At 64.1% G+C, this 21776-nt stretch carries 13 protein-coding genes; 9 read left to right on the forward strand and 4 right to left on the reverse strand.

Annotated elements, in window-relative coordinates; translation table 11 throughout:
* Positions 1-81: 81 nt before the first annotated feature.
* The 8 genes from BMY90_RS15215 (at position 82) to BMY90_RS15255 (ending at position 16159) form a co-directional block, all read left to right on the forward strand.
* Positions 82-1599, forward strand: a complete 1518-nt coding sequence (locus BMY90_RS15215) for a tryptophan halogenase family protein (RefSeq protein ID WP_092705071.1) — start codon at positions 82-84, stop codon at positions 1597-1599.
* Between the two features lie 111 nt (positions 1600-1710).
* On the forward strand, positions 1711-3198 hold the full coding sequence (locus tag BMY90_RS15220; protein ID WP_092705072.1) for an alpha-amylase family glycosyl hydrolase: 1488 nt from the start codon (positions 1711-1713) through the stop codon (positions 3196-3198).
* A 209-nt stretch (positions 3199-3407) separates the two neighbouring features.
* On the forward strand, positions 3408-5798 hold the full coding sequence (locus BMY90_RS15225; protein ID WP_092705073.1) for a TIM-barrel domain-containing protein: 2391 nt from the start codon (positions 3408-3410) through the stop codon (positions 5796-5798).
* A gap of 253 nt (positions 5799-6051) precedes the next feature.
* Positions 6052-8061: a glycoside hydrolase family 13 protein gene (locus BMY90_RS15230; RefSeq protein WP_092705074.1), complete on the forward strand. Its 2010-nt coding sequence runs from the start codon at positions 6052-6054 to the stop codon at positions 8059-8061.
* Positions 8062-8257: 196 nt separating this feature from the next.
* On the forward strand, positions 8258-10432 hold the full coding sequence (locus tag BMY90_RS15235) for an alpha-L-rhamnosidase-related protein (RefSeq protein WP_092705075.1): 2175 nt from the start codon (positions 8258-8260) through the stop codon (positions 10430-10432).
* Between the two features lie 127 nt (positions 10433-10559).
* Positions 10560-11138 (forward strand): RNA polymerase sigma factor, encoded by a 579-nt coding sequence (locus tag BMY90_RS15240; RefSeq protein WP_008212986.1) that lies wholly within the window; start codon positions 10560-10562, stop codon positions 11136-11138.
* A gap of 5 nt (positions 11139-11143) precedes the next feature.
* A complete protein-coding gene (locus BMY90_RS15245) occupies positions 11144-12178 on the forward strand; it encodes a FecR family protein (protein ID WP_092705076.1) in 1035 nt (344 codons plus the stop codon).
* A 936-nt stretch (positions 12179-13114) separates the two neighbouring features.
* Positions 13115-16159 (forward strand): TonB-dependent receptor, encoded by a 3045-nt coding sequence (locus tag BMY90_RS15255; protein WP_175481593.1) that lies wholly within the window; start codon positions 13115-13117, stop codon positions 16157-16159.
* A 220-nt stretch (positions 16160-16379) separates the two neighbouring features.
* Here BMY90_RS15255 and BMY90_RS15260 read toward each other — a convergent pair whose 3' ends face one another.
* From BMY90_RS15260 to BMY90_RS17110, 4 genes are all read right to left on the reverse strand, one after another.
* On the reverse strand, positions 16380-18812 hold the full coding sequence (locus BMY90_RS15260; RefSeq protein ID WP_092705079.1) for a S9 family peptidase: 2433 nt from the start codon (positions 18810-18812) through the stop codon (positions 16380-16382).
* Between the two features lie 297 nt (positions 18813-19109).
* Positions 19110-19676, reverse strand: a complete 567-nt coding sequence (locus tag BMY90_RS17105) for a hypothetical protein (protein ID WP_139201771.1) — start codon at positions 19674-19676, stop codon at positions 19110-19112.
* Between the two features lies 1 nt (position 19677).
* Positions 19678-20658, reverse strand: coding sequence for an RHS repeat domain-containing protein (locus BMY90_RS15265; protein ID WP_081491715.1), 981 nt, complete (start codon positions 20656-20658; stop codon positions 19678-19680).
* Between the two features lie 248 nt (positions 20659-20906).
* Entirely contained in the window at positions 20907-21302 is a 396-nt protein-coding gene (locus BMY90_RS17110; protein ID WP_139201772.1) for a hypothetical protein, read from the reverse strand.
* Between the two features lie 200 nt (positions 21303-21502).
* On the opposite strand from BMY90_RS17110, the gene BMY90_RS15270 reads away from it, so the two are divergent.
* The coding region (locus BMY90_RS15270) for a transposase (protein WP_245735049.1) at positions 21503-21776 on the forward strand (274 nt) is incomplete at its 3' end.

Here is a 21776-nt window from a genome sequence, read left to right on the forward strand (position 1 = left end):
GTGTGCTTTCCAGCGGGGCCTTTTTTTCACGGTCCTGCCGCCGGATCATCGGTGGCAAGGCAACCACGACGGAAGAGGCCCATGAGCGACGACCCGCACGATTCCCGCATCCGCCACGTGGTGATCGTCGGTGGCGGTACCGCCGGCTGGATGACTGCCGCGCTGCTGGCCAAGGCACTCGGCCGCCGCGTGCAGATCCGCCTGATCGAATCGGAACAGATCGGCATCGTCGGCGTGGGCGAGGCAACCATTCCGCAAATCCGCCACATCAACGCCTTCCTCGGCATCGATGAGGACGACATGCTGCGCGCCACCCACGGCACCTTCAAGCTGGGCGTGCAACTGAACAACTTCGGCCGACTCGGCGATTCCTATCTGCATGCCTTCAGCGATATCGGCCTGCCGCTGGGGCTGATCGGCTTCCATCACTACTGGCTGCGCAAGCGCGCGAGCGACCCCGCCAACGACCTGTGGTCGTATTCGCTCAATACGCAGACGGCGAACGAACACCGCTTCGGCCGCATGGACAAGGTCGGCAGCAGCCCGCTCGGAGGCATCAAGTACGCCTACCATTTCGACGCCGGACTGTACGGCCAATACCTGCGCCAGCGCTGCGACCCGCAGGTGGTGCAGCGCATCGAGGGCAAGGTGGTCGACGTGCAGCTGCGCGAGGTCGACGGCTTCATCGAATCGGTGCGGCTGGAAAGCGGCGAGCGCATCGCCGGCGACCTGTTCATCGACTGCTCGGGTTTTCGCGGCCTGCTGATCGAAGGCGCGCTGCACACCGGTTACGAAAGCTGGCAGCACTGGCTGCCGTGCGATCGGGCGATGGCCGTGGCCAGCGCGCGCACCGAACCGCTGTGGCCATACACCCGCGCCACCGCACGCAGCGTCGGCTGGCAATGGCGGGTGCCGTTGCAGCACCGCACCGGCAATGGCCTGGTGTATGCCAGCCAGCATCTCAGCGACGACGAAGCCAGCGCGATGCTGCTGGCCAACCTCGACGGCGAAGCACTGGGCACGCCGCGTCCACTGCGCTTCACCACCGGCATGCGACGCAAGGCGTGGCAGCGCAACTGCGTAGCGCTGGGTCTGGCCGCCGGTTTCATGGAGCCGCTGGAATCCACCAGCATCCACCTGATCCAGTCCGGCATCAGCCGGCTGCTGGCGATGTTCCCGGATCGCCACTGCGACCCGGTGCTGGTGGACGAGTACAACCGGCAGACCCGCTTCGAATACGAAAGCATCCGCGATTTCCTGATCCTGCATTACAAGGCCACCGAGCGCGACGACACCCCGTTCTGGCGGCAGTGCGCCCACATGGACATTCCGCCCACGCTCGCGCGCAAAATCGAGTTGTTCCGCAGCCACGGCCAGATTTTTCGCGAGCACGAGGAGCTGTTCACCGAGGTCGCGTGGTTGCAGGCGATGATCGGCCAGCACATCGAACCGCAGGCCTATCATCCCTTGGCCGATGCGCTGGACGAAACCCGACTGGACGCGTTCCTCGGCGATATCCGTACCCTGGTAGGACGTGCCGCCGGCAGCCTGCCCGATCATGCGCGCTTCGTCGCCGACCATTGTCTGACCCGCACCTGAGGAGATCCCGACATGCCTTCACGCCGATGCCTTGCCTCCCTCGCGCTTGCCACGCTGCTTGCCACAGCGGCGCCCCTGGCGGCAGAAAACTCCGCGCCAAGTGTCCCCGCAGTGACGGCGAAAGCCCCGTCCGGCGTGTGGTACGAGATCTTCGTGCGCAGCTGGTACGACACCAACGGCGACGGCATCGGCGATCTCGACGGCGTCACCGCCAAGCTCGATTACCTGAAATCGCTGGGCGTCAGCGGCATCTGGCTGATGCCGATCAACACCTCGCCCAGCTACCACGGTTACGACGTCACCGATTACTACGGCATCAATCCGCAGTACGGCACGCTGGCCGATTTCCGCCACCTGCTGGTCGAGGCGCACAAGCGCGGCATCAAGATCATCATGGACATGGTGATCAACCACAGCGGCAACGAGAACCGCTGGTTCAAGGCCGCGCTCGACCCGAAAAGCCCTTATCACGACTGGTACAGCTGGGCGAACAAGTACACCGACCTGGCCAGCGACAGCGTCACCGGCAGCACCGCCTGGCACGCGACGACGAAGAAATCTGCGCCTGACCAGTACTACCTCGGCATCTTCGCGCCGATCATGCCCGATCTGAATTACGACAACCCGGCGGTGCGCGCCGAGATGATCAAGGTGGGCCAGTACTGGCTGAAGCAGGGCGTGGACGGCTTCCGCCTCGACGCCGCCCGGCACATCTACGAAAACTTTCCGTGGGACGTGGACGATGCTTCCGCACAAGCGAAAAACTTTGCCTGGTGGAACCAGTATCGGCGTGGCCTCGACGCGGTGAATCCGCACACCTACCTGGTTGGCGAAGTGACCCGCGACCGCGCCAGCGAACTGGCACCGTGGCTGAAGCCGCTGGACGCCGTGTTCAATTTTCCGCTGGCGAAACAGCTGATCGCCGCCGCCGGCAGCGAACGCAACCTCGGCCTCGGCCCCAGTCTCGACCACACCTATGCCGCCTACGAGGCGGTCGGCGGCGCGGCGATCAAGGATGCACCGTTCCTGTCCAACCACGACCAGGAACGCGTGATGAGCCAGCTCGACGACAACCCGCAACACATGCGCACGGCCGCCGCGATGCTGCTCACCCTGCCCGGCGAGCCGTACATCTACTACGGCGAGGAACTCGGCACGCAGGGCAGGAAACCCGATCCCGACCTGCGCCAGCCGATGCGCTGGCAGCGCTCGTCGACGGCGAAGGGCGAGACCACCTGGGAAGCCGGCAGCCCCGCCAACGGTGCCGATGTTTCAGTCGCGGCCGAACAGACCGATTCGCAGTCGCTGCTGCACCTGTATACGCGACTGATCCACTGGCGCAGCGAAGTACCCGCCTTGCGTGATGGCGGTTTCCGCGCGTATCCGGAAGCCAGCGATCATCTGGTCGCATGGGAACGCACCGCGCCGCACGGCACCGTGCTGGTGGTGCACAACCTGTCCGGCCAGACGCAAACGATGGCGCTGGACGTTCCTGGCCGACCGCACTTTTCCCGTGTGCTGAAACAGACCGGCCCCGGCGCCACGATCCATGCCGACACGCTGAGTGTGCCGGCTTATACCAGCGTGGTGCTGCAGTGATCGGGCGGCATGCATCAATGTCCCCCAGCCTCCGACGCCGTCATTCCGGCGCAGGCCGGAATCCAGCGACTGCATGGCTTGAGCAGGCGTGGTCGCTACTGGATCCCGGCCTGCGCCGGGATGACAAGCATGAAAAGCCATTGCCACCTCGTGCGGGAGCCGATTGCCGCCACCGCGAAGCCTCCACTCACCAGCGAGCCCACATCCCCATGTCCTCCAGCATTCTCCGCACCACCACACGCCGCACACTGACCGCCGCACTCGCCACCGGCCTGCTGCTTGCCGCTCCGGCCCTGTTCGCCACCGCAGCCCCCACCGCTTCGGCCATCCACGCCGACACGCAAGGCGTCGCCTTCCGCCTCGGCAGCGAACACGTGTCGATCCGTTTCGATGGTGCCGGCGTGGTGCACGTGCAGGCACTCCCTGCCGGCGCCAGCGATGCGCATACGCTGGTACTCGACCCGCATGCGAAAGCCGTCGCCGTATCCGGTGCGCACGTGCATGACGACGGCACCACGCTCACCCTCACCAGCGATCGGCTGGTAGCGATCTGGCACAAGCAGGCCGACACACTGGAACTGCAGGATGCGCAGCACCACTCGCTGCTCACGCTTGATCTCGCCGCGCTGGCCAAGGGCCAGGTCCAACTGACGCACGCCACCGACGACGCGCTGTACGGCATCCACGGCTACGACAAGGACGAGAACGCTTCCGCCGGCCTGCTGCGCAGCGGCACGCAAGTGGCCAAGGCCGGCGAGCAGGGTTTCGCCGGCGCACCGTTCGTGTGGAGCACCGCCGGTTATGGCGTGCTGGTGGATAGCGACGGTGCAAGCTACGCGCTAAAAGGCGGCCGCATCGACATCAGCGGCCTGTCCAAGCCGGCGATGGACGTCTATCTGATGGCCGGCGATCCGCCGCAACTGTTCGGCGAACTGGCCCGGCTCAGCGGCCACGCGCCGCTGTTCCCGAAATGGTCGCTGGGTTTCATCAACAGCCAGTGGGGCATCGACGAGAAAGAGTTCCGGCAGATCATCGCCACCTATCGCGCCAAGCACATTCCGCTGGATGCCTTCACCTTCGATTTCGACTGGAAGAACTGGGGCAACGACTGGGGCGAATTCAGCTGGAATCCGGTGAAATTCCCCGACGGTCCCACCGGCAAGCTGAAGGCCGACATGGACAAGCTCGGCGTGCACATGACCGGCATCATGAAGCCGCGCGTGCACGTGAATACCGTCGAAGGCCATTACGCCACCGCGCATGATCTGTGGCTGCCCGACGAAAAGGTCAGCAACGATTACTTCTCGCACAAGCCGGTGAAGGACCTCGATTTCGACAAGCCGGCCACCCGCGCATGGTTTTTCAACAGTGCGCTGAAACACAGCTTCGACACCGGCATCGTCGGCTGGTGGAACGACGAGGCCGACACCACCAAGAGCGACACCCAGTTCCTCAACATGCAGCGTTCGATCTACGACGGCCAGCGCGCGTATTCCAACCTTCGCGTGTGGTCGATCAACCGCGACTTCTGGCTCGGCGCGCAACGCTACGCCTACGGCCTGTGGTCGGGCGACATCGACACCGGCTTCAAGAGCATGGCCGCGCAGCGCCAGCGCATGCTCAGCGCGATCAGCGTGGGCGAGATGCAATGGGGCATGGATGGCGGCGGCTTCAACGGCCATCCGTCGGACGAGAACTACGCGCGCTGGATCGAGTTCGGCGCGTTCACCCCGATCTTCCGCGTGCACGGCACCTTCGGCCAGAAACGCCAGCCATGGACGTACGGCCCGATCGCCGAGAAGGCCGCGACCAAAGCCATCCGCCTGCGCTACAAGTTGCTGCCGTACATGTACGCCTACCAGCATCAGGACCACGCGCACGGCGTCGGCCTGGTGCGACCGCTGGCCTTCGCCTGGCCGCATGATGCCAAGGTGCGCAACGACACCAGCGCGTGGTTGTTCGGCCAGTGGCTGCTGGTCTCGCCGGTGGTGCAGCAGGGCCAGACGGTCAAGCACATCTACCTGCCCGCAGGCCGCTGGACCGACTGGTTTACCGGCAAGGTCTACGCCGGCGGCCAGACCATCGCGGTCACGGTCGACGCGAAGAACTGGCTCGACATTCCGCTGTTCATCCGCGACGGCGCGATCATCCCCACCTGGCCGCCGATGGACTACGTCGGCCAGCATCCGGTGACGACGCTGAGCGTGGACATGTTCCCCGCCGACCACGCCACCCACTTCGACTATTACGACGACGACGGCGACACCTACGCCTACGAACACGGCCACTACTTCAGCCAACAACTGACCACGCAGCGCGAAGGCGATTCGGTGCACGTCGACATCGCCGCCAGCCGCGGTAGCTACGCGCCGGCGTTGAAGTTCTATCTGCTGAAGGTCCACGGCGCACAGGCGGCGAACGTTACCGATCACGGCCATGCACTGCCCGCGCTCGACAGCCTCGATGCACTGGAACACGCCAATGGCGAAGGCTGGGCACACGGCCACGATCGCTACGGCGAGGTGACCTGGGTGCGTGTGGCGGCGGCGAAGGCGCAGGACATTGTGCTCGCGAGCAAAAACCGCAAAAGCACCGAGTGAATCGCCACTCCGACGCAAACCTAGAACTGACTTCCTCTTCCCTTGGGGGAGAGGACTGAGGTGAGGGGTGGGTGCTCGCGAAAACCTTTCGCGGGCGAGGCTGCCGCAAGAGCCGCCCCTCACCCCAACCCTCTCCCCGGAGGGGAGAGGGAGAACAGCACGACCAGAGCATTTCACGTCGACGGCCGGCCGCGCCGGCAAGCGTCCATGCACGCATGGATCGGGTTTCATCCAACGCTGGAGGAATACTTCGATGCGCAACGGCAAGACGACTTATCCGCACTACCGCACCCTCGCCCTGGGCTTGTGCCTGGCCTTGGGCATGCTGCCACTGGGCGCGAGTTTCGCGGCCAGCAACGACAACAACGTGGAATGGGCCGGCCTGTTCCACGACCAAGGCCCGCTGTACGACAGCAACCCCGAACCCAGCGCGACACAGGCCGTCACGCTCACCCTGCGCACCTACAAGGGCGACATCACCAGCGCCAACATCAAGTACTACGACAGCGCCGACAGCCAGTTCCACTGGGTCGCGATGCACTGGGCGGCGAATGACGCCACCGGCATCTACGACCTGTGGCAAGGGACCATTCCGGCCAGTGCCTCGGAGAAGTACTACCGCTTCCAGATCAACGACGGCAGCAGCACCGCATGGCTCAACGCCGCCGGTACCACCAGCAGCGAGCCCACCGCGGGCGACTTCTTCATCATCCCCGGTTTCAAGACGCCGGTGTGGATGAAGAACGGTGTGATGTACCAGATTTTCCCGGATCGCTTCTACGACGGCGACACCAGCAACGACGTCACCAACGGCCAGTACACCTATGCCGGCTGCGCCACCGAGCAACATGCCTGGGGCAGCGCCGTGGCCGCCAATGTCAGCGGCTGCAATACCGCCGTGTTCTTCGGTGGCGACCTGCAGGGCATCATCGACAAGCTTGGCTACATCAAGAACACGCTGGGCGCGGACATCCTCTATCTCAACCCGATCTTCGAGTCGCCCACCGACCACAAGTACGACACCGAGGACTATTACACCGTCGATCCCGCCTTCGGCAGCAATGCACTGCTGCAAACGCTGATCGGCGATATCCACAGCACCGGCAACGGGCGCAAGGGCTACCTGATTCTCGACGGCGTGTTCAACCACACCGGCGACACCAATCAGTGGTTCGACAAATACCACTGGTGGAGCACCAACGGCGCCTACGAGTCGCAGTCCAGCCCGTGGTACGGCTACTACGATTTCCAGCAATGGCCGAACAGCTACAGCACCTTCTTCGGCATCGGCTCGATGCCCAAGCTCGATTACGGCGCCACCGGTTCGGCCGTGCGCGAACAGATCTACGGCAGCTCCACCTCGGTGATGCAGACCTACCTGAAATCGCCTTACGGCATCGACGGCTGGCGCCTGGATGCGGCGCAGTACCTTGACGCCGGCGGCGGCAACGGCAGCGACGCCACCAACCACCAGATCATGCAGGAGATGCGCACGGCGGTGAAATCGGTGAACGCCAACGCCGACATCGTGGGCGAGTTCTGGGGCGATGCCTCGTCCTGGCTCGACGACGGCAAGGAGTGGGACGGCGCGATGAACTACAACGGCTTCACCCAGCCGGTGTCGGAATGGATCTGCGGCGTCGACGAGGGCGGCAACAGCGCCGCCATCCCCACCAGCCAGTTCGACAGCTGGCTGCGCGGCACCCGCGCCGACCTGCCCGGCGACGTGCAGCAGGTGATGACCAACTTCCTCGGCAGCCACGATACCTCGCGCTTCGCCACGCGCTGCGGCGGCGACATCTGGAAGACCTACCTGGCGCTGATCTTCCAGATGACCTACGTGGGCACGCCGACGATCTACTACGGCGACGAATACGGCATGCAGGGCGGCGCCGATCCCGACAACCGGCGCAGCTTCGACTGGTCGCAGGCCACCACCACCGATGCTGCGGTGGCGCTCACCCAGAAACTGATCGGCATCCGCAACGCCTACCCGGCGTTGCGTACCGGCTCGTTCATGACCCTGCTCACCGACGATACCAACCACCTGTATGCCTATGGCCGCTTCGACGCGAGCAACCGTATTGCCGTGGCACTCAACAACGACTCGGTGACGCACACGGTTACGGTGCCGGTATCGCAACTCAGCGTGACCAACGGCAGCACGCTCACCGACCTGCTCAGTGGCATTCAGTACACCGTAAGCAACGGCAACGTGGTGGTGAGCGTGCAGGGACATTACGGCGCGATACTCGCGCAATGATTCCCGCTGTCATCCCGGCGCAGGCCGGGATCCAGTAACGTCAGGGATAGGTTGTCGCGAAAACCACATGCCTTGCTACTGGATCCCGGCCTGCGCCGGGATGACGAGCAAAGAGCTGCGTTGACGGAACGCAGCCCAATCAACAGGAAACACAGACGATGCAGATGACACGAACCCATTCCGCGAGGCGCCCACCATGCTGACAGTCGCCCTCCTTGCCACCGCCCTGGCCACTACGCCATCCATCCACGCCGATTACCTCGACTGGCACAGCCAGCGCGCCGCCATCACCGCGAACGCCGACGGCAGTTACGTGCTGAACGGGCCGGCCGGTGAGCGGCGCATTCCTGCGTCGACGGCGACCGCGCAGACGGCCAGCCCGCTGTTCGACGGCTTGTTCGCGATGGCGCAGGACGACCTCAAGCGCGACTCGGTCACCTCGATCAAGGACGGCGCGTTCGACAACGATCGGCCGATGCCTTGCCACTGCTTCGAGACGGGCGCGAGCTGGCATTACGTGTGGACGCGCGATCTGTCCTACTCGGTCGACCTGGGGCTGTGGCGCTTTGACCCGGCGCGTTCGCGCAACGGACTCGAATTCAAGCTGTCCGGCGTGCGTGACAAGAACGCACCGGCAGGTCTTTACCCGATGCAGGACACCGGTTCCGGCGGCAGCTGGCCGATCAGCACCGACCGTATCGTGTGGTTCCTGGGCGCGCGTCATCTGCTCAATGACCGCGCGTTTGCCGACAAGACCTGGCAGGCGCTGAATGACACGCTGGCGCAGGATCGCCGCTACATCTTCGATCCGGCGATGGGCCTGTACCGCGGCGAGACCTCGTTCCTCGACTGGCGCCAGCAGACTTATCCGGAGTGGGCGGCCAGCGACGTCACCTTTATCGGGCACTCGTTTGCGCTGTCCACCAACGTGCTGCATTACGACGCGTTGCGCCTTGCCGCACGTCTGGCGACGCAACGCCACGACCCGCGCGCGGCCACTTATGCGGCGCAGGCCGCCGCGCTGAAGCAGGCGATCAACACGCATTTCTGGCGTGCCGATCGCGGCATGTACATGAGTTACATCGGCGGCAATGGCATGCCGGTGGAAGCCTATGACCTGCTCGGCCTGTCGCTGGCGATCACCAGCGGCGTGGCCGACGAGGCACGCGCGCGTTCCTCGCTGACGCACTATCCCGCGTGGCCCGCCGGCAGCCCAGTGATCTGGCCCGAGCGCGCCGACCAGCCGATCTACCACAACCGCGCGATCTGGCCGTTCGTCAGCGCCTATGCCTTGCGCGCGGCACGCATCACGCAGCAACCCGAGCTGATCGCGCACGAACTGCACTCGCTGCTGCGTGGCGCCGCGCTGGCCGGTTCGAACATGGAGAATTTCGACCTGGTGACGCAGTCCACCCATGTCGACGACGGCAAGCTGAGCGGACCGGTGGTCGACTCGAAGCGGCAACTATGGTCGGTGGCCGGCTATCTCGACATGGTCAGCGAGGGCGTGTTTGGCCTGGAAGACAACGGCGAGGTGAAGCCGGAGCTGCCCGTCTCGCTGGTGCCGCTGTTGTTCGGCACGCATGGCCGCATCTCGCTGAAGCTGCCCGGGCGCAGCATCACCCTGGTGCGTCCGGCCGCGCTGGACGGCAACCTGCTGGTGGCCGATCGCACGACGCAGGATGGCCAGCACACCACGGTGACGCTGAAGGCAATCCACGTCGCCAGCTCGCCGCTGCGCACCGATGCACCCACCTACGCGCCACCCACGCCCGCCGCTCCCGTGGTGGTCCGCGACGGCACGCACTGGCAGGTGCACGGCGACGGCGTGTTGTACGTCAATGGCCATCGCCACGGCACCATCCACGGCCAGCTGGCGCTGCCGTGGTCGCCCGCGCAGCAGTGCTTCAACCTCACCCACGTCGGCAAGGACGGCGTGGCTTCGCTGCCCAGTCCGACCATTTGCGTCGGCGACACGGCCAGCATCAGCGGCACGTGGCCGCGCACCTGGACCGCGCCCTCCACTGGCCGCTTCCGTGCGTGGCTGGACTACAGCAACCACCACGGCTCGATCGAAACCGGCGTCACCGCCGCGGTGAAGTGGCTGCACGTGAGCTGTGCCGGCAGCGCGCCGCAGGACACTCTGCTGGTGATGCCACACAGCGTCGGCCAACAGGCCTCCACCCCCGGCAGCTTCACCGCACAGGCCGGTGCGCATTGCACGTTCGCGCTGAAGCAGGGCTTCAACATGAGCGATCTCGCGCATTTCGCGCATTACACCGGCGCTGGCGGCAGCGCCGGTCCGTTGAACGAGGCGGACTACGACGCATTGCATATTGTCGCGCTGCCGAAAGACGCGGCCACGCCCTGAACCGGCGGCGCAGGAACGGGCCGGCCACCGTTCCTGCGCCCGGTTCGCGGGAAGCGCCGATTGTGACGGTTGCGTGTCACCCCCCATTTGCCGCACATTGCCGGGACGGGTGAGGGAAATATCGGGGATGCACGCCAAGTGGGACCAAGTGTCGATTGAGCCGCCGCCAGCGCCGGCCGACGGAGCGCGCGCGATCGCCGAGGCTTTCGACGCCTTCGTGCGCGAGCAGCGGCGCCCGTTGCTGCACTTCCTGCGCAGTCGCACGCCGACCGAGCAGGATGCCGAGGACGTGCTGCAGGAAAGCCTTGCCCGGCTGTTGCGCTATCGCGACAGCGAAGCGCCGGCAGGCTGGAAGCCATTGCTTTACCGCATCGCCGCCAACGTGGCGCACGACCAGCGCCGCGCCGCCACCAGCCGGCACAGCGGCGACCACGTGACGCTGGACGACCTGGATCTCGCCGCCGATGACCGTTCGCCTGAGCAGCGCGCCGACTGCGACCAGCAGCTGGCGCGCCTCAGCGAGGCGATCATGGCCTTGCCGCCCAAGTGCCAGCGCGTCTACCTGCTCAAGCGCGTCTACGGCTTCAGCCGTACGCAAATCGCCGAACGCTGCGGCATTTCGGTGAAAATGGTCGAAAAGCACATCACCACCGCCATGGCCTTGCTGAAGCAGAAGGTAGGCGATTCCTTCCCGGATACGTTCTAGCAGGCATGGACAGACACTCCGAACAACGCGAAGCCGTACCCGGCGCTGCCGAGCGCTGGTACGCGCGCCTGCTCGAAGCGGACTGTCCGGACGCCGATCGCGCCGCCTGCGCCCGCTGGCGCGCCGCCGATCCCGCCCACGAAGCGGCCTGGCGCGAGCTGGATCGCCTGTGGCAACACAGCGCCACCGCAGCCCGCCACCCCGCCGTGGCCGCTGCCGCCCTGCGCGCCCTGCACTACACGCCGCCCGCGCCGTGGTATCGCCGCCAGGCATGGCTGTGGCCGGCGACGGCGGTCGCGGTGGCCGCGGTGGCGGTGCTGGCCATCCTGCCGCACTGGCGCGCCATCGCACCCGCGCCGGGCACCACCTACAGCACCGCCATCGGCCAGCAGCGCAGCGTCAATCTGCCGGACGGCACCACGGTGACGCTCGATACCCAATCCAGCCTGGTGGTGCGCTACGACGCACATGAACGCAGCGTCGACCTGCTGCGCGGCCGCGCCCAATTCAGTGTGCGCGCCAACCCGCAGCGGCCGTTCGTGGTGCACGTGGGCAACGGCACCATCACCGACGTCGGCACCGTGTTCCAGGTACGCACCGACAAGGACTGCACCGGCATCACCCTGATCGAGGGCGAACTGGATATCGCCGCCAGCGCCCCCGATCACGCCACCGAGCGGGTGTCGCTGCACAGTGGCAAGCAGCTCTGGTTCGACCGCAGCGGCCACATTTCACCGGTGCAGCCCGCCGACCTGCAGGCCGCCGAAGGCTGGACCGAGGGCAAGCTGTTCGTGCACGACTGGAAGCTGCCCGACCTGCTCGCCGAAATGAACCGCTACAACCGCACCCAGGTCAGCATCGGCGACCCCGCGCTGGACGCGATCCGCATCAGCGGCGTGTTCGACAGCCACGATCCGCACACCATGCTGCAACTGCTGCAACGCGGCTGGCCCATCCGTGCCCGGGCCGACGGCAGCCACCACGTGGTCCTGCTCAATGCTGCCCGGAATCAACGGGCAGCAAGACCCCAGAAGCTTTGATACAACAGCGCTGGCAAACCGACTCTCGAAGACAGGCCCCATTTGGCGAACCATCAATAATCGCCTCATGGTCGCGGTGTGTGGCTCTTCCAACCCTTCGAGAAGCGGCGCGCGACGGAGGATCAGGCCCGCAGGGTGACCGGCAGGGATGCCGGCCAGTTCGACGCCAGGGCAGGCGACGGCATGGATGCCGGAGTTGAGGCAACGCAGGACGCAGTTGCCCGAAGCCCTGTCGGCGAACCCCCGCAGCCGCGCGCGGACCCGCCGGCTCGCAGAGCCGGTGGGCGCGAACGCAGGGTGTCCCTCTTTTGGTTCCGTTTTCTCGGACAAGCGAGAAAATGAACCCGGCCGCCGGCAGGCGGGCGGAACCTCCGTCACCGCAGGTGGCGGCAAAAGGCCGAGAGCACTTCAGTCAAAATTGATGTGGCCCAAAACGTTCCGGACAGGAGTCGTCGTGCTGGCCACTCGCCAGCGGTAGCGTGATACAGATCACGCTTTTCGACATTTCCGGGTAGGGATTTTTCCGCGGCATCCGTTTCAACCCGGGACGATGCCGCTACGTACCCGGTGCGCATGGATTGCGGAACGCCTACGCCTGCATGGATATGGCATCGTCGGTTTTACCTCGGGCGCGCGGACAACCGCCCCGACCCTGCGTGACCTTCCACCCTCGCCGTGTTCCGGATCGATCCGGCCGGTGTCGGCAGCGCCCCGCGACGCCCGCAGCGGCGACCCTCCACTTTCCCGATCCCCGCCGCGGCTCGCTTCACCTACGCCGCGTGTCCTGCCCGTATGATGGCCCGGTTCGGGGAATGAGGGCGCGGGCATCGAACAGCGTCCGCTTCCGCATCTGCACGTCGGGGGAACCGCGGAAACCGCATGTTGGCCATGTGCAAAAGAACTCGTGGGCGCGGGCCATCGGCTCCTACCCGGCCAATGCTGTGGGCGCTGGCCGCTGCCGTCGCGTGCCTGCCAGGCACTGCCGCACTGGCAGCACCGTCGCGTGCGGCCCAATCCGCGCCACCGTTGCACGCCTATGCGATTGCGCCCGGCGCGCTGGGCCACGCGCTCGATTCGCTGGCCGCGCAAGGCGGCGTGCAGGTGGCCTACGCGCCCGAACTGATTGCCGGCAAGACCACACGCGGGCTCAGCGGCCGTTTCACCCCTACGGCCGCATTGAAACGATTGCTCGACGGCACCGGCCTGCGGTGGAACGCGCTGGGCCCGGCCAGCTTCGTGCTGATGCCGGCCGACCACGCGCCCCAACGCACGGTGCATGCGCTGCCGTTGCGGCCGGCCAGCAACGACGCATCCACGCTGGCCACGGTCAACGTCAGCGGCGCGCTGATCGGCGATGCCCGGGTGCAGACCGCCACGCCGGTATTCACCATCACCGCCGCGCAGATCGAAGCGCGCGGCTTCAGCAGCGTGTCGGACGTGCTGCGCAACAACGTGTTCGCCACCGGCTCGGTGCAAGGGCAGCAGGAGGCCGGCTCGTTCACCCAGGGCGCGCAGCCGATCAGCCTGTTCGGGCTCGGCCCGCAGTTCACCCTGATCCTGGTCGATGGCAAGCCGATCGCGCAGTACGGCCGCCCCTACAACGGCAGCAACAATTTCATCAGCGTGGCCAACCTGCCGTTGTCGCTGATCGACCATATCGACGTGATGGCCGGTGGCGGCTCGGCGATCTACGGCTCGCAGGCGATCGGTGGCGTCATCAACATCGTCACCCGTTCGCATCTGGACGGCGGCGCGGTGTCGGCACGCATGGGCGGTTATGCCGACGGCGGCGGCGCCAGCCAGCGCATGACTTTCGCCTGGGGCCACGACAGCGGCCGGCTGCACACCCTGGCCGCGCTGGAGTTCACCAATGCCGAACCGATCTGGGGCTACCAGCGTTCGCTGACCTCCGGCACCGGACCGCAGGGCGGCTCACCGCCGCTGCAGGCCGGCATCCTCGACTACGGCACGATCGCCACGTTCACCGGCTATCCGCAAGGATTCCTTGCCCCGCCGAACGGCTGCGACCAGGCCCTCTACGGCCACAGCACCCGGCTCGCCGGCACCAGCGCGAGCCGCCAGTATTGCGGCTCGTCCACGCTCGGCGGCTACCGCACCTACAGCAACGACACGCGCAGCTATGACGGCTTGCTGAAACTGCGCTACCGCGCCAGCGACAGCGTCCGGTTGTACGCCGACGCGATGTGGGACTGGCAGGAACAACGCTGGTATCCCGGCGTGCCGGGCTGGGATGCCGACGACCTGCCCGGCGGCGTGATCGAGGATGCCGCCAGCGGCCATATCCTCTATCCCGAAAAATACTTCGCGCCGGAAGAAATGCCGAACGGCGTCTTCGGCCAGATGTACCGCCAGCGCGACGTGCTGTACCAGGCCGACCTGGGCGCCAACGGCCGCTTCGGCGCCTCAGACTGGACCTGGGACATCTACCACCTGCGCAGCGGCGACCACGCACGGGTGGAGGAGCCATTGCTGATCGCGCCGCTGATCAACCACTTCTTCAGCGCCCTGCTGGGCGCGACCGGCAACATCGATCCGGTCACCGGCCTGCCGCTCTACCGCACCGATGCGGCGGCCTTTTTCGATGGCGTGTCGCCGGCCCAATACGCCGGCTTTGCGCGCGATGTCGGCGAAACCAGCAACACCGCCCTGCACGACACGCGCCTCACCATCGGCAACACGGCCTGGTTCGAGCTGCCGGGCGGCAACGCCAGCCTGGCTGCGCTGGTCGAAGCCGGCGGCGAATCGTGGCAGGAGCCGATCAATCCGTTGTTCGCCGACCATGCGGTGTTCGAGCACGCGGCCTCGGGCGGCGGCGGCCGTCGCGCGCACGCGGCGACGGCGTTCGAGCTGAACCTGCCGCTGTTCAAGCCGCTGACGCTGGACCTGTCCGGGCGCTACGACCGCTACGACAGCGACCGTACCCGCGGCAACCACCATTTCACCTATCGCTTCGGCGTGGAATACCGCCCGTTCCACTCGCTGCTGCTGCGTGGCAACTACGCCACCTCGTTCAAGGCGCCGGACCTTTCGTCGCTGTTCCTCAGCCCGTCGAGTTACTACACCCAGGTCACCGACTACTACGCATGCGCGAAGGATGGCGCGTCCAGTTGCGACGCCTACAGCAACGGCGTGCGCGGCACCTTGCTGGCCAACCCGACGCTGCGCCCGACCACGGCGAGCAGCTGGACCGCCGGTGCCGCCTGGTCACCCACCGAGCGCGTGAGTGTGAGCGTGGATTACATCGACATGGCCATTCGCAACGAAGTCGTCGAACAGGATATTGACCAGCTGACCTACGACGACGCGCGCTGCCTGCTCGGCCAGCTCGATCCGGCTTCGGCGCAATGCCAGGCGTTGACCAATCCGACCACCGGCCAGGTGCAGCGCGCCGGGACCGATGGGCCGATCACGGCCCTCGTCACCAGCTATGCCAACCTGTCCAGCGAAACGATACGCGCGATCTTTGCCTCGCTTCGCTACCACTTCGTACCCACGCGCTTCGGCAGCTTCGGCCTGCAGTTGGACTACAACGACCTGCTCAACCACGAATTCCGCTTCGAAGCCGGCACGCCATCGGTGCGGCAACTGGCCAACCCGCAGTCCAGCACCGAATTCAAGAGCATGTTCACCGGCGCGCTGGACTGGACCAGCCCCGGCCGCCGCTGGACCAGCACCTTGTACGCCCGCCGCGTGGGTTCATCGCCAAACTATGCCGCCATCCTGGGCGGTGCCAGCCAGCCCGGTGCCGGACGCCTGCGCCCGTGGATCACCTTCAACGGCAGCATCGGCTACCAGGCCACGCGCCACCTGCGCTTCGCGCTGATGGTCAACAACCTCGCCAACAAGATGCCGCCACGCGACGCCAGCTACACCGACGCGCCGTACTTCAACGACGAGAACTACGACGTCTACGGGCGCCAGATCATGCTGCAGATGCGGATGGCTTTTGATGCACGTTGAGCGCATCGCCATTGATGCCATATCTTTTTACGTATCCGCGATCATGCGCAGCGCACACCGGCACGACACACTTGCTCGTCATTCCTGCGCAGGCAGGAATCCAGTAGCCGCATGGCCTGAACAGGCGTGATCGCTACTGGATGACCAGACATCCGTCTGTTGAAAAGCGCTTCCGGCCTGCGCCGGGATGACGAGGGTATTCGAGGCTCGCGATTCCCGGTCAGTGCACCGGCTTCACATAGGTATTGAACAGCTCGTCGATGCGGCGGTATTCGTCATACCAGTCGTCGGCGTGCTTGAAGCCGTGGCGTTCCAGCGGGTACAGCGAGATCCAGAAGTTCTTCTTGTGCAGTTCGACGAAGCGCTGGTAGAGGCGGATGGAATCGCTGGCCATCACGTTGTCGTCGATCAGGCCGTGCTCGATCAGCAGCGGGTCCTGCAGGTTCGCCGCGTATTCGATCGGCGAGCTGGTCTTGTACGCCTCGGGATCGAGCTGCGGGTCGTTGAGGATGTTCGCGGTGTACTCGTGGTTGTAGGTCATCCAGTCGGCCGGCGCGCGCAATGCGGCGCCGGCGGCGAACTGGCCCGGCGCACGCAGTATCGCCATCTCGGTCATGAAGCCGCCGTAGCTGCCGCCGTACACACCCACGCGCTTCGGGTCGACGCCGTGGTGCTTGACCAGCCACGCCTTGCCGTCGAGCAGGTCTTCCAGTTCCGGATGGCCCATGTTGCGGTAGATCGCGTCGCGCCAGTCGCGGCCGTAGCCGGCCGAGCCGCGGTAATCCATGTCCAGCACCACGTAGCCCTGCTGCACCAGCAGGTTGTGGAACATCTGTTCGTGGATGTAGTAGGTCTCCTGCATCGACACATCCTGCAGGTAACCGGCGCCATGGATGAAGATCACCGCGGGACGCGAAGCCGGCGCGTCGGTCTCGTTGGCCGGGCCGTAGTACTTGGCGTAGATCGCGCCGGCACCATGCGAGGATGGCACCTCGACGAACTTCGGTTCGATCCAGTGGCGCGCGGTGAAGCCGGGCTTCATGGTGTTGGTCAGTTCGCGCGGCGTGCCGCCGGCCGCGTTCTGCACGGCCAGCTGGTCGAACATGTACGGCGCCGAATGCAACACGGCCAGTTGCTGGCCGTTGGGCGACAGCGCGAAACCGTCCACGCCCTGGTACTGCGTGAGGCGGGTCAGCGTGCCGCCGTCGGACGGCACGCGATAGACGTCGTAGCTGTACGGTGCCACCTTGTTGGCCAGCAGGTAGAACCACTTGCCGTCGGCGCTGAGCTGCGGCTGGCTCACTTCGAACTTGCTGCCGCCGGCAATCTCGCGCGCCTTGCCGTCCAGCGACTTGGTGTACAGCCGCGACCAGCCGCTGGCTTCGCTGAGATACCACAGCGTGCGGCCGTCCTTCAGCCAGCCGAAGTCGTTGAAGCTCCAGTTGATCCAGGCGTGGTCGTGCAGGTGATCCTGCGTCACCAGCGCGTGCTTGTTGAAGTCGACGGTGGCGATCCAGCGATCCTTGTTGTCGATCGCGCGCAATTGCACCGCCGCCTCGTGGCCGTCGTCACTCCACACGATGCCGCCGCCGCTGCCCTCGTTGGCCATGGTGACCGGCCGCACCGCCGGCGCCTTCAGCGCCTTGGCCTGGTCGTCCTTGCCGGCCTTCTCCAGCGCGGCCACGGTCTGCGCGCGGATCGCCTTCAACGGATCATCCTTGATGCCCGGCAGGCCGTCGGTCTTCAGCGGCCAGATCTTGTGCGCGGACAGGTCGAGCAGCAGCAGCGACTGCGGCGCCGGATCGTTGCGGCCCACGTAGGTGCGCGCCTTCTGCACCTCGGTGTAACCCGAATCGGTGACGTAATGGATCACGTCCGGCGCCTTGCCGTCGTCGGCGTGCGCGGGCTTGGTGATCACCAGCATCCAGCGGCCATCGGGCGACAGCTCGGTATCCACCGCGGCGACCTTGTCGCCCAGCCAGAATGGCAGCGGCGCACGGGTGGGATCGGCCTGCTCCAGCGCCTTCTTCCGCGCCAGCTCGGCGTCCTTGTCGGCCTTGATCTCGCGCAGCGTCTTGAACAGGCGCAACTGCTCCGCGGCCAGCGCATCAGGCTGCTTCGTCTGCGGATTGTCGGCAAACTTCAGGATCGCCGCGGGCGAAGTGACGCCACTGGCAAGATCGTAGACGTACCAGTCATTGCCGTCACGGAACTGCAGCGCGTGGCCGTCGGCGGAAAACTGCGGCGCGGATTCGCGCTGCGGCGTACGCGTAACCTGCACGCGACGACCACTGGCCAGATCCACCAGGAACACGTCGCCATGCAGCACGAACGCCGCATGCTGATGCGCGCGGTCATACACCGCCGGACCATCGGCCTGCGCCATCGCCGCCGGATCGAGCTTCGTCGCCGCACCACCGGCCGGATCGACGCGATACAGATCGCGCACCGAACTGCCATCGCGCTTCAACGCGTAATACAGGTTGCGCCCATCCACGCTCCAATACGGACTCTCCACCGCCTGCCCGATCCAATCCGGGCTGGCCATGATGGTTTCCATAGTCAGCGGCGCCGTGGCCGGCGCATCCGCCGCCATCGCGGCAGCAGGCAACACGGTGAAGGCGATCAAGCCCGCAAGCAGCAATCGACGCATGGGAATTCCCCGCAGCAAAAGGAATCAGGATAACCGAGCGGGGCGGGAGTACGGCCGGCCTGTGCCGAAAGTCAGGGGCTGATAAATGTCTGCTCGAAGCCCCGTCTGACGCATACCGGGAGCGGGTTGTTCGCAACCCGCGTGGCGAGGATGCAATGATGCCGTCATCGCGAGCGGCCTGCCTGGACATCAAGGCAACCGGACTGGAGCTTGTCCCGAGACACGCTATCACGAAATACAGCTCGCTACCGAATCCGAGACGGACGTATCAGATCGTGGCGGCGCCACACATCATTGTTATTTACCCCATTCCTTTACACAGGGAAGAAACGCTGGACCGGAAGGGCTGAAATAAAGCATGTCATTCATACGCCAAGATGGAGCATCCGCGTAAAACCTTTCACCCACAGCCACATGAGTATCTCCAATATTGTAAGCAATACTATCGATGCCTTTTCCCTTAAGCTCTGAAAAACCATATCCCACACCATTCCCAAAGTTCGATTGGATCACATCACCTTCCGAGCCTTGATCGTATCCATTCCATTCGACCATGAAGCTCCCAACTCTCCAACTACGCATGGGCGGCATATAACATAGTTTTGGTGTTATAAATAAAATTTTTCCACCATAAACAAAACAGTTAAAATTTTCATTCGAGCAATCATGTGCCTTATAAAACACCCCACCAAGCCATAAACCCTCGGTTGATACTTTGATAGTCGCACCGTTTCTATTTTTAAATACCGTTGGAACCGTATGAGTGAAGCCTGTCAGTGCGCCGTGATCATGGCGATCACAACCGTATATACAGACGACATACAACACTATTTGAAATATTTTCAGAACGCGATAAATCGACATATCAGAAGCACCCATATTCTATGGCAGAACAAAGGAATGGCGCTTGTACAGAACTAGCAATCACGCTACCAACAGTACTTGCTTTTTGTTCGCGCTCAATATATTCAGGGCTACGAATAGGCGCATCACCGTACATCCGCGTCATCTGCAATCCCGCAGGTGTAATATGCCCAAACTCGTGAAATATCTCCGTTGCCACACTGGAGCTAACCTGATACCCCAAAACTCCTTGCGGCTCCAATGCCGTATGGCCAGGCACCGCACCCCCAACCCCTCCATTACTACTCATATATGTGCCATTCGAGACTATCGAGAAATGCTGCCCATTCCACAGCGCCTTGATCTGCTTACCTGTTAAGTGGCCAATGGCCTCAGTTCGATGGCGGGAATTTTTTGTGAAGACCGAGTACGATTTTCCATCAGATAGCGCATTGATAGCCTTGTCGTATTTATTTAACACACCCTCTACCGCCCTCCTTGCTGCCTGCGCCTGCTTGCTTTTAGTAAGCGATGGATCGACATCAACCTTGCAGCCACCACCATCCTTCTTACTGTAATACTCCGCACACCGTCCACTTGGGTCTGTATATCGCAACGGATTACTGTTGGCATACGCATACCGATTGAAACTGAACACATCTCCCGGGCTTACCCCCACCTGGTCCGGGCTCAGGAATCGCCCGCCACTCGGGTCATCGTACCGCTGCTGCATGTAGACGAGCCCCGTCTCCGGGTCGTTCACATGCCCCGTATACCCCGGTCCATTCGGCGCCGTGCCCAGCGCGATGCTGCCATACGGCGAGTAGTCGAACCGGGCGATGATGTTACCCTGCGCATCGGCCTCGGCCAGCGGCGTGCCTTGCGGGTCGGTGTACACATACGTCACCGTGCCGGCATGGGCCATGGCGACCACAGCCCACAGCAGCAAACTGGCAGTTATCGACCACCACGAACGATGCGCGTTTCGACAGATCGTCTTCATGGCGTGCCCTCCTTCTCCAGCGCCGGCGCCCCGTTGCACTTGAAGTTGTCCGGCTGCACCCCGTTCACCTTGGCCGCCGCCATTTCCGAGCACCACCGTCACGTTTTCCGAGCCCCGCCAGCCCGAGCACCCCGACGCGTTACACACCTCCACCCGATACGTAAAAGCCCTTACGACGGCGGCCCCACCAAATGCAACGATGCTAGACCTGACCCTGAGCTCCGCTCTCGTGAAGGTGGTGGGCAAATTCAATATTTGTTGGCGTCTGCGGCTTTTACGAATTTATCAAGCACCTCATCGTCGATATAGAAAGGTGCCAATAGATTCGATGCGAGCGAGCATTTTTCCGCATAATCCATCTTTTGCCAGCGTGAAGACTTGACTGCCCTATCTAAGGCTATACGCCACTCTCTTCGATCCTCATCTACTACGAGCCACTTATCCCAGCTCTCAGGACTAAGACCAGCCGGCAAATCGGCCGAACGTATGGCTTTGATAACGTTTCTGTGGATATCAGCCAGACGAGGGCTACCCGAAACACCGGGATCATTTGGTACGTCGCAGAAGCGTGACTCCATCAGACCCTTGTGAAGGGCAAGTAAATCGTAAGTATCCGTCAAGGTAATTGATTTATCAGTTGTCATTCTCTTTTACCGTAAGATTCGCTTGCCTACCATCTCGAACTGCTCCTTGGTGCACCAATTCATTAGGCTGACTATCCGGTCTTAAACCAGCACCATCCTTCATATTGATCTCAACAACATGTGAGCCCTTAGCAGGCTGTTGAGAAACTCTCGCCCGAGCCGACTGTCATAGGCTCGATCAATCGCAAGGCTTCCCCTCGATGCGCAGTCCTGACGTCCAACAGCTTGGCATGTTCTCGTACGTTTCAGTCGAGGATCGCGTGCCGACCGATCACCCGATCCGTAAGCTACGCGTGCTGGTGGACACCATTCTGGGCGAGTTGGATGGCCTGCTCGGCGAACGCTACGCCGAAGGCGGCCGGCCATCCATTCCGCCGGAGCGCATCCTGCGCGCTTCGCTTCTGCAGGTGGTCTACAGCGTGCGCAGCGAGCGGTTGCTGATGGAACAGATGAACTACAACCTGCTGTTCCGCT

Source organism: Rhodanobacter glycinis, assembly GCF_900114325.1.
Taxonomy (GTDB): domain Bacteria; phylum Pseudomonadota; class Gammaproteobacteria; order Xanthomonadales; family Rhodanobacteraceae; genus Rhodanobacter_A; species Rhodanobacter_A glycinis.

Excerpts from the sequence above, each read along its gene's own strand:
- BMY90_RS15225 (WP_092705073.1), top strand. The coding sequence starts at position 3,408 with ATGTCCTCCAGCATTCTCCGCACCACCACACGCCGCACACTGACCGCC.
- BMY90_RS15230 (WP_092705074.1), top strand. The coding sequence starts at position 6,052 with ATGCGCAACGGCAAGACGACTTATCCGCACTACCGCACCCTCGCCCTG.
- BMY90_RS17105 (WP_139201771.1), bottom strand. The coding sequence starts at position 19,676 with ATGTCGATTTATCGCGTTCTGAAAATATTTCAAATAGTGTTGTATGTC.
- BMY90_RS15245 (WP_092705076.1), top strand. The coding sequence starts at position 11,144 with ATGGACAGACACTCCGAACAACGCGAAGCCGTACCCGGCGCTGCCGAG.
- BMY90_RS15235 (WP_092705075.1), top strand. The coding sequence starts at position 8,258 with ATGCTGACAGTCGCCCTCCTTGCCACCGCCCTGGCCACTACGCCATCC.
- BMY90_RS15240 (WP_008212986.1), top strand. The coding sequence starts at position 10,560 with ATGCACGCCAAGTGGGACCAAGTGTCGATTGAGCCGCCGCCAGCGCCG.
- BMY90_RS15255 (WP_175481593.1), top strand. The coding sequence starts at position 13,115 with ATGCTGTGGGCGCTGGCCGCTGCCGTCGCGTGCCTGCCAGGCACTGCC.
- BMY90_RS15265 (WP_081491715.1), bottom strand. The coding sequence starts at position 20,658 with ATGAAGACGATCTGTCGAAACGCGCATCGTTCGTGGTGGTCGATAACT.
- BMY90_RS15260 (WP_092705079.1), bottom strand. The coding sequence starts at position 18,812 with ATGCGTCGATTGCTGCTTGCGGGCTTGATCGCCTTCACCGTGTTGCCT.
- BMY90_RS17110 (WP_139201772.1), bottom strand. The coding sequence starts at position 21,302 with ATGACAACTGATAAATCAATTACCTTGACGGATACTTACGATTTACTT.
- BMY90_RS15215 (WP_092705071.1), top strand. The coding sequence starts at position 82 with ATGAGCGACGACCCGCACGATTCCCGCATCCGCCACGTGGTGATCGTC.